This is a genomic window from Xanthomonas euvesicatoria pv. euvesicatoria, from assembly GCF_020880415.1.
Taxonomy (GTDB): domain Bacteria; phylum Pseudomonadota; class Gammaproteobacteria; order Xanthomonadales; family Xanthomonadaceae; genus Xanthomonas; species Xanthomonas euvesicatoria.
In genome coordinates this window covers 16,616-29,195 of the sequence record NZ_JAJIUJ010000096.1, presented here as the reverse complement: position 1 = coordinate 29,195, position 12,580 = coordinate 16,616, and the positions used below count along the sequence as shown (strand labels likewise).

Genomic DNA, 12,580 nt, shown 5'->3' with positions numbered 1-12,580 from the left:
CGATGTCCCCGCAGTCGCTGCCGCTGCGTGATGTGCACCTGCCGCCGTCGCCGTCGTGGTGGCCGCTGGCACCTGGCTGGTGGCTGGTGATCGCGGTTGTCGTGCTGGTGGTGGGGAGCGCATGGGTCTGGTGGTGGCGCCGGCGTCAGTGCCAGCGCCGCTGGCTGGCTGCGTTCGATGCGGAACTAGCGCGCGCCACGACGCCTGCGCAGCGCTTGGCGGCCGTGTCGGTGTTGCTGCGACGTGCGGCGCGGCGCGTCGACCCGCAGGCCGACCGCTTGCAGGGCGAGGCGTGGTTGCAGTTTCTGGATGGACGCAAGCGCAAGGACCAGGTGTTTTCGCAGGGGCCGGGCCGGGCTGTACTGGAAGGCGGCTTTCAGCGCGCACCCACCATCAGCGATCTGCCTGCGGTAGAAGCGTTGGCGCGGCAGCGCTTTGTGGCGTTGATGCGGGGCCGGCGATGAACTGGTTGCAGTGGTCGCAATGGCAGGATGCGTTGGCGCACTGCGCCTGGCCGTGGGCGTGGTGGCTGATGCCCTTGCCGTTGCTGATGTGGTTCTGGCCCCAACGCCGCGCCGATGCGGCCGCACTCCGCGTGCCATATGCGGAGCAGTTGCAGGCGGTGGCGCAGGCCAAAAGCGCGCCGGTGCTGCGGATGCCGCGTTGGCTGGCGTGGCTGGCTTGGTTTTTGTTGTGTGCTGCGCTGGCACGTCCGCAGCAATTGGGCGAGGTGATTCAACCACCGCGCGAGGCGCGCCAGATGATGTTGGCGGTGGATCTTTCGGGCAGCATGAGCGAGCCCGACATGGTGCTTGGTGGCAAGGTGGTAGACCGGCTCACCGCCGCCAAGGCCGTGCTGTCGGACTTTCTGGATCGGCGCGACGGCGACCGCGTCGGTCTGCTGGTATTCGGCCAACGCGCGTATGCGCTGACACCGTTGACCGCGGATCTGACCTCCGTGCGCGATCAGTTGAGCGACAGCGTGGTGGGCTTGGCCGGGCGCGAAACCGCGATTGGCGATGCGATCGCCTTGTCGGTCAAGCGCCTGCGCGAACAGAAGCAGGGCCAGCGCGTGGTGGTGTTGCTCACCGATGGCGTCAACACCGCCGGCGTACTCAATCCCCTGAAGGCCGCGGAACTGGCCAAGGCCGAAGGCGTGCGCGTGCACACCATTGCCTTTGGCGGCAGTGGCGGCTATTCCTTGTTCGGGGTGCCGATTCCGGCCGGCGGCAACGACGACATCGACGAAGACGGGCTGCGCAAGATCGCCCAGCAGACCGGCGGGCGCTTCTTCCGCGCCCGCGATACTGAGGAGCTTGCCGGCATCTATGCCGAGCTGGATCGGCTGGAACCGGTCAAGGGACTGGGGCCTTCGGTGCAGCCGCGCGTCGAGCGTTACTACTGGCCATTGGGCGCGGCAATCGTCGTTGCCCTGTTGGCCTATCTGCTGCCGCGGAGGTGGCAATGGACGCGCTGACCGAGCTGGCGGGGTGGCTGCAGTCGTTACATCTGTTGCGCCCGACGCTGTTGTGGGCGCTGTTGGCGATCGTACCGGCGGCTGCGCTGTGGCACTGGCGTCGCCGCGATGCCGACGTCTGGCGGCAAAGCGTGGATGCGCATCTGTTGCCGAAGCTGTTGGTATCCGGCGGTCGGCGCGGATGGCTGGGATTCGTGCTGGCTGCGCTGACCTATGCGTTGGCCGTGCTTGCGATGAGCGGGCCGAGCTGGCGGCAGACCGAGCGTCCGGTGTTTCAATCGAGCATGCCGCTGGTAGTGGTGCTGGATCTGTCGTCCAGTGCCAACGCAACCGACCTGCCGCCTTCGCGCCTGCTGCAGGCGCGCGCTAAGCTGGCGACGCTGCTGCGCAAACGTGCCGGTGGCGAGGTGGCATTGCTGGTGTATGCAGGCGAGAGCTTTACGGTTGCGCCATTGACCGAAGACAGTGCCAACGTGGCCTTGTTTCTGGATGCGCTGTCGCCGTCGGTCATGCCGGTCGATGGCAAGCGTGCCGACCGGGCGATCGATGCGGCCGCGCAGTTGTTGCAGCAGGCCGGCTTCAAGCAAGGCGAGATCCTGCTTGTCAGCGATAGCGCAGATCGCTCCGCCGAAAGTTCGGCGCGGATGGCGCGTTCGCGCGGCTTCAGTGTCTCTGCGCTCGGTGTGGGCGGCGAGCGCGGTGCGGCGTATCGCACGGCCAGCGGTGAAATTGCGCAGGCCAAGCTCGACGAGGGCAGTCTGCGCACCCTGGCCGCGCAGGGGGGCGGGCGCTATGCGCGCATTGCGCCGGACGATGCAGACCTGCGGGCGTTGGGCGTGCTCGATCCATCGCAACAGCCGTTGGCCGATGAAACCGCCGAGTCCGATGGCGGCAAGAGCTGGCTCGACGAAGGCTATTGGCTGGTGCTGCCGGTGATGCTGCTGTCCCTGCTGGCGTTTCGTCGCCGCGCGGTGGTGGCCGTGCTGGCGATGGTGTGCGTGCTGCCGCTGGCGCAGCCCGCGCACGCGGCCGATGGCACCTTGTGGCAGCGTGCCGATCAGGTGCAACAACAGCGCCTGGATGCCGGGGTGCAGGCGTATCGCAAGGGCGATTTCGCAGCGGCGCAGAAGGCCTTCGAAGCGGTACCGACCGATGAGGGGCTGTACAACCTCGGTAACGCGCTGGCGCGACAAGGCCAGTACGACGCGGCGATCGCGGCCTACGACCGTGCGCTCAAGCAACATCCGAATCAGCAGGACGCCATCGCCAATCGCGCGGCGGTCGATGCGGCGCGCAAGCGCCAGCAGCAGAACAACAAGGATGGCAAGGGGCAGTCCAAGGACCTGAAGCCATCCGGCCAGGATGGGAAGGGGCAACAGCAGGCGGGCCAGAATCAGCAGGACAAGCAATCCGGCCAGGATGGGCAGAACCAGCACGACAGCAAGAACCAGCCCTCTGAGGGGCAGCCGCCACAGGACGGCAGGCCACAAGATGCGCAGGCCAAGAACGGGCAGGGCGAGCAACGCAAGCAGGACACGCCGCCGCAATCTGCCGATGCCAAGGCGCAGCAGCAGGCCGATGAGGCACAGCGTCGCAAGATGCAGCAGGCCATGGCGCAGGCGGGCAACAAGCAGGCCGATGCCAGCGGCAAGCAGGAGGCCGCCGTCGCCGGCGAGACGCCGGAACAACGCGAGCAACGTCAGGCGGTGGACGCATGGCTGCGGCGGGTGCCGGACGATCCGGGCAGCCTGCTGCGTACCAAATTCAGGCTGGAATACGAACGCAGGCAACGGGACGGACGATGATCGGCAGACAGCATTTACGTCGCGCGGCAATCGGCATGCTGGCCAGCGTGGCACTGTTGGCGTGCGCGCCGGTAGGTGCGGTCACGCGCGCGTGGCTGGATCGCGACAGCGTCAATGCCGGCGATGTGGCGATGTTGAATATCGAAACCGACCAACGCGGCGTCGACCCGGATTACACGCCGCTGCGCAGCGATTTTTCGCTGGGCGCCAAGAGCGCCAATCAGCAGATGCAGGTGACCAATGGGTCGGTGACGGTGCGCGCCTTGTTCGGCGTGGTACTGACGCCGCGCAGGAGCGGCGAACTCATCGTGCCGGCGATACGCGTGGGCAATGAACGCACCGAACCGCTGCGCCTGCAGGTGGTTGGCGCGGCGAACGATCCCGCGAGCAGCTCCGGCAACGCTGCCGGCGCGCCGAGTGCGGCGCAGGGCAATGAAGAAGCCTTCGTCCAAACCCAGGTGGACGACCCGCAACCCTACGTGCAGCAAAGCGTGGGCGTGGTGGTGCGGTTGTACTTCGCCACCCAACTGGCATCGGGCGAATTGGATCTTGAGGCACCCGATGGGGCATCGATGCAGCGCGTCGGCGACGACGTCAGCTCGGTCAAGGTCGTCAATGGACGCCAATATAATGTGGTGGAGCGGCGCTACCTGCTGGTGCCCGAGCGCAGCGGTCGCCTGCTACTGCCGCCGGCACGTTTCAACGGGCGTTCGGTAGGCGGGTTTTTCGACGATTACTTCGGGCGCGGCAACGGTGAGTTGAGTGCGCGCAGTGCGAGCATTCCGCTGCAGGTGCGCGCGCAACCGGCCAATGCGCCGCAGCCGTGGCTGCCGTTGCGCAGCCTGCAGTTGCGCTACACGACCACGCCTCAGCGGGCGAGAGCCGGTGAGGCGGCCCAATTCGTGGTGGAAGCCAGTGCGCGCGGCGCGACCCAGGCGCAGTTTCCCGAATTGCCCACGCCCAGCGTGCCCGACGCGCAGGTATTCGCCGAGCCGCCGCAATTCGAGGAACGCTTTGTGGACGGCTCGCCGCAACTGCGACTGACCCGGCGCTATTCGATCGTGCCCAACCGCGCCGGTCCGTTGGTGGTGCCCGGGCTGCAGATGGCATGGTGGGATGTGGGCGCAGGCGCAGCCAAGACCGCGTCACTGCCCGACCTGACGCTCGATGTGGCGGCAGGTAGCGGTGCGTTTGCGACGCCTGCGCCGGCATCGGCGCCGAATCCGGCACCCGATCAATCGGCGCCGACACCCGATCGCACGCTCACCCTGCAAGCACCATCTCCCGCGCGAGCGCCGTGGGGATGGATCGCGGCGGCGATCGGATTTGCGCTTTTGTGGATCGCCACGCTGGTGTGGGCGTTATTGCGTCGGCGCGGTGCTCCGCGCGGTGCATCAGGCGGCAATGAGGGCAACGGCAGCGACGTGCCAGCCCAGGGCAGACGTGCGACCCACGGCGTTGCCGAGTTGCGCCGCGCGCTCGACACCGGCGGCATGGACGAGGTGGCGGCGGTGCTCTGCGGCATGGCCGGCGTTGCCGATATCGATGCAGTGATGGCGGCATTGGCCGACCCGGCGCAGCGTGCAGCCGTGGCGCGCATGCAGCGGGCACGCTGGGGCGGCGACGGCGATGTGACCGGCGCGCGCGCTGCCTTGCGTGAAGCGTTCGCCAAGGGGCCGCGCTGGCGGCATGCAAGTGCGGCCGAACCGGAGGTGCTGGCGCCGCTGTATCCGCCTGCGCCTTGACTGACGGGTTGCTTTGGTGGCGTCCTGGAACGACTGACATATTGGCCGCGCAGTTGCAGCCGGTGTGACGAAGGGTCTGCAACAACGGTACTTCGATTGCTGGTGGGGGATCTGCACACCTAACAGTGGCTCGTTAGATTTTGTTGGCCGCCATTACTTGCTCTGAGCGGCGACATTGCCTTCCAGCGCGGATAACGCGTCGATTTTGGATGCGCGTGATCTGCAAACTATGGGGCACAGAGCAAGGAGCGTTGGCGCTGGGTTTAGCCGCAGTGCCTTTGCCCGCCCACCCTCGCCGGACACGCTGCAAGTACGTCCTTGTAAGCTCGGTGGCGGCATCCATGGCGCCAAGGGTCCCGCGACGGTGGGCAAGGACCGGTCAAGTTGGTCGGTGTGCAGAGTTTTCAACAAGCGATCAGCGCTGTCGACACGGCGTATTCGCTCTTCAACGAAACCACCAGCCAACTGTCTAGTGTGGTGTCCTTGCCGATTGCGGGACCGTTGGCGGCATGGACGCTGCCATCGAGCCCCCAGGGATGGGTTTACGGCGTGTCCCGCGAGCGGCGAGGGCAGGCATCGCGCACTCGACAGGCGGGCTCTCGCTTTCAGCCATCTGATTTCATCTGAACGCCGCGACGGCTCGAAATGCCGGCCGTCCTGCTTTGCGCCTAAACAGCAACTCCTACCGCCAACTGCAAAACGCTGCCTCACCCGACAGCGAGAAGCTCGCCTACCCGCACAAGGCATATAGCAGCACCCGGGTAGGTGGCCGCATCCATGGCGTTTGTTAAGCTCCGGTCTTTGTGTCCACCAAGGCCTGACCAGATGACAGTATCCCCAGCCACGCGCCGTCCGGGCCTGCCCCTGCATTGGAAGATGGGAATTGGCTTTGCCGTTGGCCTGTTGTTGGGCCTGGCTGTCTATTACCTGGCCGGCAGCGACGCCGAGTGGGTGCGCCTGGCGACCAAGTACGTCGCCACGCCGTTTTCGCAGGTCTTCCTCAATCTGATCTTCATGCTGATCGTGCCGCTGCTGTTCTCGGCGCTGGTCATGGGCATTTCCGAAATGGGCGACATCCGCGCGCTCGGGCGGGTGGGGTGGCGCACCCTGGGCTATACCGTGGTGCTGTCCGGTGTGGCGGTGCTGCTGGGGCTGGTGCTGGTCAACGTGCTCAAGCCCGGTGCGGGCGTGGACCCGCAACTGGCCAATCAGCTGATCCAGGAAAACGCCGAGCGCACCCGCGAGATCATTTCCAGCTCCGGCACGCAGCCGCAGGGCATGGACATGCTGCTGTCGATCGTGCCCAGCAACGTGATTGCCGCCGCGTCGAGCAACGGCGCGATTCTGTCGCTGATGTTTTTTGCGGTGATGTTCGGCGTGGGCATGGTGCTGACCGAAGACGAAAAGGTCGCCACATTGCGGCGCGGCATCGAAGGGGTCTTCGAGATTTCGATGACCTTGATCGGGCTGGTGATCCGCCTGGCGCCGTATGCGGTGGCGTGTTTCATGTTCAACCTGGCCGCGCTGTTCGGCTTCGATCTGCTGATTCGTCTGGGCGCCTACGTGGGCGTAGTGGTGTTGGCGCTGGGCCTGCACATGGTGGTCAGTTACGGCATTGCGGTGAAATTCGCCGGACGCTCGCCGCTGGGCTTTTTCCGCCAGACCCAGGAAGCGACGGTGATGGCGTTCTCGACCGCGTCCAGCAACGCAACCCTGCCGACGGCGCTACGCGTGGCCGACGAGATGGGCCTGCCGCCGCGCGTGTCGCGTTTCGTGCTGACCGTTGGCGCCACCGCCAACCAGAACGGAACCGCACTCTTCGAAGGCGTCACGGTGATCTTCCTGGCACAGTTCTTCAACGTGGACCTGAGCCTGGGCCAGCAGTTCATGGTGATGCTGGTCTGCATCCTGGGCGGGATCGGCACGGCCGGCGTGCCGTCCGGCTCGCTGCCGGTGGTGGCGCTGATCTGCGCGATGGTCGGGGTCAACCCGGTGGGTATCGGCATGATCCTGGGCGTCAACCACTTCCTGGACATGTGCCGCACGGCGCTGAACGTGACCGGGGATCTGGCGCTGACGACCTTGGTGGCCAAGGGCGAAGAGTAGGGATTTGGGAGTCAGGATTGGGGATTCGCTAAAGCGGGCTGTTGCGATCGTGTGGTGCCATCGGGCCTTCCTGGATGAAGGTCAGGTCGCCCGTGCCTTCGCCAATCCCGATTCTCCAATCACCAATCCCGGCCCCCTAACGCTGTGTATGGGAGAATAGGGGTCTCCGCTTCCAGCGGTGTTCCCTCCGCTTCCATAGACGCCCATGACCCAGCCCACCCGCCGCCAGCTGGCCAACGCCATCCGTTTTCTTGCCGCAGACGCGGTCGAAGCCGCCAAGTCCGGTCATCCCGGCATGCCGATGGGCATGGCCGATATCGCCGAAGTGCTGTGGAACGACTTCTACCGGCACAACCCGAACAACCCGCAGTGGTTCAACCGCGACCGCTTCGTGCTCTCCAACGGCCACGGTTCGATGCTGCAGTACGCGCTGTTGCACCTGTCCGGCTACGACCTGCCGATCGAGCAGCTCAAGCAGTTCCGCCAGTTGCATAGCAAGACCGCCGGCCACCCCGAGCGCAGCGAAACTCCCGGCGTGGAAACCACCACTGGTCCGCTCGGCCAGGGCTTCGCCAATGCGGTCGGTTTCGCGTTGGCCGAGAAGTTGCTGGCGCAGCGCTACAACCGCCCGGAGCTGGAAATCGTCGATCACCGCACCTGGGTGTTCATGGGCGACGGCTGCCTGATGGAGGGCATTTCGCACGAAGCCGCATCGCTGGCCGGTACCTGGGGCCTGGGCAAGCTGGTGGCGTTCTGGGACAACAACCAGATTTCCATCGACGGCAATACGGCCGGCTGGTTCAGCGACGACACCCCGGCGCGTTTCGAGGCCTATGGCTGGCACGTGATCCGCGATGTGGACGGGCATGACGCCGACAAGATCAAGGCCGCCATCGAGGCGGCGCTGGAAAACACCGACAAGCCCACGCTGATCTGCTGCCGTACCAAGATCGGCTTCGGTGCGCCGACCAAGGCCGGCAAGGAATCCTCGCATGGCGCGCCGCTGGGCAAGGACGAACTGGAAGGCGCCCGCAAGGCGTTGGAATGGCCGTACGGCCCGTTCGAAATTCCCGAAGAGATCTACGCCGGCTGGCGTGCCGGCGGTACCGGTACCTTGCGTCAGGCTGAATGGGAACAGCTGTTCGACAAGTATGCCAAGCAGTACGCCAGCGAAGCCGACGAGCTGACCCGTCGCTCGCACGGCGAGTTGCCGGCCGACTTCATCGCCAAGGCCGATGCCTACATCGCCAAGGCGCAGGAAGAGGGCCAGACCATTGCCTCGCGCAAGGCTTCGCAGCTGGCGATTGAAGCGTTTGCCCCGCTGCTGCCGGAGTTGATCGGTGGTTCGGCCGACCTGGCGCACTCCAACCTGACCTTGTGGAAGGCCAGCAAGTCGGTCGCCACCGACGACCCGGATGCCAACTACGTGTACTACGGTGTGCGCGAGTTCGGCATGACCGCCATTGCCAACGGTCTGGCGCTGCATGGCGGGTTCATTCCCTTCGACGCCACCTTCCTGGTGTTCAGCGACTACGCACGCAACGGCGTGCGCATGAGCGCGTTGAACCCGGCGCATGCGATTCATGTGTACACGCATGACTCGATCGGCCTGGGCGAGGACGGCCCGACCCATCAGCCGGTGGAACACCTGGCATCGCTGCGCTACATCCCCAACAACGATGTGTGGCGCCCGGGCGATGCGGTGGAATCGGCAGTGAGCTGGAAGGCGGCCATTACCCGCAAGGACGGCCCGAGCTGCCTGATCTTCAGCCGTCAGAACCTGCAGCATCAGCCGCGCAGCGCCGAGCAGATCAAGTTGATCGAACGCGGTGGTTACGTGCTGGCCGATGCCCAAGGCGGTACGCCGGACGTGATCCTGATCGCCACCGGCTCGGAAGTGGGCCTGGCGGTGGAAGCCAAGCAGACGCTGGATGCGGCCGGCCTAAAGACGCGCGTGGTGTCGATGCCGTCGACCGATGTGTTCGACCGCCAGGATGCGGCCTATCGCGACTCGGTGTTGCCGAATGCCGTGCGCAAGCGCGTGGCGGTGGAAGCGGGCGTGACCGGCTTCTGGCGCAAGTACGTCGGCCTGGATGGCGATGTCGTCGGCATGGATACCTTCGGCGCCTCGGCACCGGCCGATCAGCTGTATGCGTACTTCAAGATCACTGCCGAGCACGTGGTGGCCGCAGCGAAGGCGCTGTAGCGCGCTGATAAGAGTCACAAAGACGCCGGCGAAAGCCGGCGTTTTTGTTTGTGGCGGATGTCCCAACGCGCCGCGTTTCGCGCACTCGCGGTGCGATGTCTCCATTTCGCGTGCTGCGTGGCCGGCGGAGGGGGGCGCCCGCATCTCTGGCAACGCTGCATGTCGCGAGAATTTGCGCAATTCGATGCGAGCGCTTCCTGCAGCGGTGGATCGGAGCGCCGCAGGCTTCGGGACGATCGCCATCGCAACAGTACGCAAGCCGCGGCATGCGTCATTGCCGCAACCCTGGCGGCCGACGGGTTGCCAGATGCATGTGTAACCGCAATGGCTGCGCGGGAGGGCCTGCACAGGGCGGCGCCAACGCGCGAGGCCATGCCCGCCACGTATGACGGCTGATGGCAGAAGCGGGACAGCTGCGGTGCGCGGACCTGGCGCCGGCGAGCCGATGCGTACGCAGCGGCTCTTGCACGTCATGGTCTCCCACGCGTGATATCGCGACCCGGCAGGGCGTGGAGCCAGGGAGCCAGGGAGCCAGGGAGCCGGTGTTTGCCTTGTGGCGGTCGATACCAACGAGGTGTTACGCGGGCTATTTAAAATGTGAATCATTCCCATTAAAATGATGCGCTGCCAATGGTATGGCGCACCGTTCCTCCCCCTTGTTGCCGGCGCTGCGCCTATGCGGTGCGTGCGGCCCGATCCGTCTGCGTTGGAGTCACCCGATGATCCGTAGTACCGAAATGCGTCTTATTTCTGTGGGCGCACGCCGCCACGCCCTGCCCCGCGCACTGTTCGCTGCGCTGTGTACGCTGGCCGCCGGCCAGGTCTTGGCAGAAGCGCCCACCGCCGATGCCGACGTCACCACGCTGGACCGGATGACCGTGCAGGGTGAGCAGGCCAAGGGCTATACGGTGGAGAAAACCTCTGCCGGGACGCGGATGAACCTGGCGCTGCGCGAGATTCCGCAGTCGGTCACCGTGATCACCCGCGAGCGCATGGATGACCAGAACCTGCAGAGCATCACCGACGTGCTCAACAACGTCACCGGTATCTCGGCTTCGCAGAATGACAGCGAACGGTTGGACTTCTATGCGCGCGGCTTCTATATCGATAACTACCAATTCGATGGCATCCCGGCCTACATGGAGCAGGCGTGGAGCTACGGCGATTCGGCACTGGATGTAGCGCTGTACGACCGCGTGGAAGTGGTGCGCGGCGCAACCGGTTTATTGACCGGCTCGGGTAATCCGTCGGCCTCGATCAATCTGGTACGCAAGCATGCGCTCAGCCGCGACTTCACCGGCACCGTGTCGGTGGGCGGCGGGGACTTCAACAAGACCCGCAGCGTGGCCGATCTCACCGTGCCGCTGAGTCCCGAAGGCACCGTGCGCGCACGCGTGGTGGGCGTGTATCAGGACGGCGAATCGGACATGGATCGCTACAGCCTGCGCAAGAAGATCGGCTCGGCCATCATCGATGCCGACCTCACCGACAGCACGCTGTTGAGCGTGGGCTATGAGTACCAGAAAAAGGAATCGGACGATGTCACCTGGGGCGGCTTCCCGCTGTTCTACAGCGATGGCACGCGTACCGACTACAAGCGCTCGTTCAATCCGGCGGCCGACTGGACGTTCTGGGACACGCGCCTGCAGCGCACCTTCGCCAGCCTGCAACAGAGCTTCGACAACGGCTGGACCCTCAAGGCCAATGTGAGCCACGAAAACACCGAAGCGACGAACCACCTGTTCTATCCGTTCTACACCATCTTCGGCTTCGACCGCACCACCGGCGGTGGGGTGGTGCCGTATTCGGGCAACTACCAGACCGAGCGCAAGGCCGACGGCGCCGACGTGTATGCCCAGGGCCCGTTCCAGCTGTTCGGCCGCGAACATCAACTGGTCGCCGGCGCCAGCTACAACCGGCGCGAGTACGTCAATAACGGTACCTTCGACTTCCCCGCACCCCTGGACAGCTACCTGGGCTGGAATGGCGCGTATCCGGAGCCCAACTGGAGCCCGCGCACGGTGCAGAGCGATGGCACCATCAAGCAGAAGGCCGCCTACGTGGCCGCACGCTTCTCGCTGGCCGATCCACTGACGTTGCTGGTGGGCGCGCGCTATACCGATTGGCAGATTGACGGCCGTAACGCCGATGCGACGCAGGGGCTGGTGCCGTTCTCCGACACCCAGACCGAAGTCACTCCATACGCCGGGCTGGTCTACGACATCGACGATGTCTGGTCGACCTATGTCAGCTACACCGAGATCTTCAACCCGCAGACCTTGCGCGATGCCAATGGCGGCTACCTGGATCCGTTGAGCGGCAAGGGCTACGAAGCCGGCGTCAAGGCGGCCTGGTTCGACGACCAGCTCAATGCCTCGCTGGCCCTGTTCCGCATCGAGCAGGACAATCTAGGTGTAGCGACGAGCACGCTGGTGCCGGGCAGCAGCGATTTTGCTTACGTCGCTGCCAGTGGTGTGGTCAGCGAAGGCTTCGATTTCGAACTTTCCGGCCGCCTGACCCAGGGCTGGAACGCGACCTTGGGCGCCTCGCACTACACCGCACGCGACGACAGCGGTGCCTCGATCAACACGCAACTGCCGCGCACCACCATCAAGCTGTTCAGTAGCTACACCCCACAGGGCGCGTGGAGCGACCTGACCGTGGGCGGTGGCGTCAACTGGCAGAACCGTTCGTACTATGTGGACCCGGTGTATGGCACCTTCCAGCAGAGCCCGTACGCAGTGGTCAGCGCGTTTGCGCGCTATCGCCTGTCGCCGCAGTTTTCGGTGCAGCTCAATATCGACAACCTGCTCGACAAGCGTTACTACGCGCAGTTCAACAATGGCTATGGTGCGTGGGGCGCCTCGCGCAACGGCATGCTGACCTTCAACTACACGTTCTGATCTGAAGCGACATCGGGCGTCTGCAACGCTCGCTGCGATTGCGCCATGGCACGGGCATCTTGCGAAAGATGCTTGTGCTTTTTGGTGTTCCGAGTTTCAGCAGATTGCAGGGAATTGCACTGCCGAACAGGGCCTCTGTCAGCCGCGCTGATTGCGCGATCAGGGCGCGCGGTGGATCGAGATCTCGGTTGTCGTGAGGCAACGTGTCGCGTCATCGAGTCAACGGGCATGCACTAGACATCAGCGCCCCACGTGCGCTGCGAAGTCCGCAATGCAAGGGTTCGCTGTGCATGACTGCCGATCGGCGTAGCGCGCTGCGCCGATGTACCTGCTGCTTA

Annotated in this window: 7 protein-coding genes; all 7 read left to right on the top strand. The window is 65.1% G+C overall.

Going from position 1 to position 12,580, the window contains the following annotated elements:
* The first annotated feature begins 2 nt into the window (after positions 1 to 2).
* The 7 genes from LN450_RS15545 (at position 3) to fhuE (ending at position 12,242) form a co-directional block, all read left to right on the top strand.
* Entirely contained in the window at positions 3 to 464 is a 462-nt protein-coding gene (locus LN450_RS15545) for a DUF4381 domain-containing protein (protein WP_029820182.1), read from the top strand.
* Positions 461 to 1,477 (top strand): vWA domain-containing protein, encoded by a 1,017-nt coding sequence (locus tag LN450_RS15540; RefSeq protein ID WP_029820181.1) that lies wholly within the window; start codon positions 461 to 463, stop codon positions 1,475 to 1,477. Before LN450_RS15545 ends, LN450_RS15540 begins: the two co-directional genes overlap by 4 nt.
* Complete coding sequence (locus LN450_RS15535; RefSeq protein WP_011348452.1) at positions 1,465 to 3,282, top strand: VWA domain-containing protein; 1,818 nt, start codon at positions 1,465 to 1,467, stop codon at positions 3,280 to 3,282. The genes LN450_RS15540 and LN450_RS15535 overlap by 13 nt, the downstream gene beginning before the upstream one ends.
* A complete protein-coding gene (locus LN450_RS15530; RefSeq protein WP_011348451.1) occupies positions 3,279 to 5,027 on the top strand; it encodes a BatD family protein in 1,749 nt (582 codons plus the stop codon). The genes LN450_RS15535 and LN450_RS15530 overlap by 4 nt, the downstream gene beginning before the upstream one ends.
* 825 nt (positions 5,028 to 5,852) lie before the next feature.
* Positions 5,853 to 7,133 (top strand): dicarboxylate/amino acid:cation symporter, encoded by a 1,281-nt coding sequence (locus tag LN450_RS15525; RefSeq protein WP_074038477.1) that lies wholly within the window; start codon positions 5,853 to 5,855, stop codon positions 7,131 to 7,133.
* Positions 7,134 to 7,338: 205 nt separating this feature from the next.
* Positions 7,339 to 9,339: a transketolase gene (tkt, locus tag LN450_RS15520; protein ID WP_011348449.1), complete on the top strand. Its 2,001-nt coding sequence runs from the start codon at positions 7,339 to 7,341 to the stop codon at positions 9,337 to 9,339.
* A gap of 719 nt (positions 9,340 to 10,058) precedes the next feature.
* Positions 10,059 to 12,242 carry a ferric-rhodotorulic acid/ferric-coprogen receptor FhuE gene (fhuE, locus tag LN450_RS15515; RefSeq protein WP_011348448.1) on the top strand — a complete coding sequence of 728 codons (2,184 nt, stop codon included), beginning with the start codon at positions 10,059 to 10,061 and terminating at the stop codon, positions 12,240 to 12,242.
* The last annotated feature ends 338 nt before the right edge of the window (positions 12,243 to 12,580 follow it).

What these genes read in the sequence shown, in the direction of transcription:
- fhuE (WP_011348448.1), top strand. Translation starts at nt 10,059, where the DNA reads ATGATCCGTAGTACCGAAATGCGTCTTATTTCTGTGGGCGCACGCCGC.
- LN450_RS15540 (WP_029820181.1), top strand. Translation starts at nt 461, where the DNA reads ATGAACTGGTTGCAGTGGTCGCAATGGCAGGATGCGTTGGCGCACTGC.
- tkt (WP_011348449.1), top strand. Translation starts at nt 7,339, where the DNA reads ATGACCCAGCCCACCCGCCGCCAGCTGGCCAACGCCATCCGTTTTCTT.
- LN450_RS15545 (WP_029820182.1), top strand. Translation starts at nt 3, where the DNA reads ATGTCCCCGCAGTCGCTGCCGCTGCGTGATGTGCACCTGCCGCCGTCG.
- LN450_RS15530 (WP_011348451.1), top strand. Translation starts at nt 3,279, where the DNA reads ATGATCGGCAGACAGCATTTACGTCGCGCGGCAATCGGCATGCTGGCC.
- LN450_RS15525 (WP_074038477.1), top strand. Translation starts at nt 5,853, where the DNA reads ATGACAGTATCCCCAGCCACGCGCCGTCCGGGCCTGCCCCTGCATTGG.
- LN450_RS15535 (WP_011348452.1), top strand. Translation starts at nt 1,465, where the DNA reads ATGGACGCGCTGACCGAGCTGGCGGGGTGGCTGCAGTCGTTACATCTG.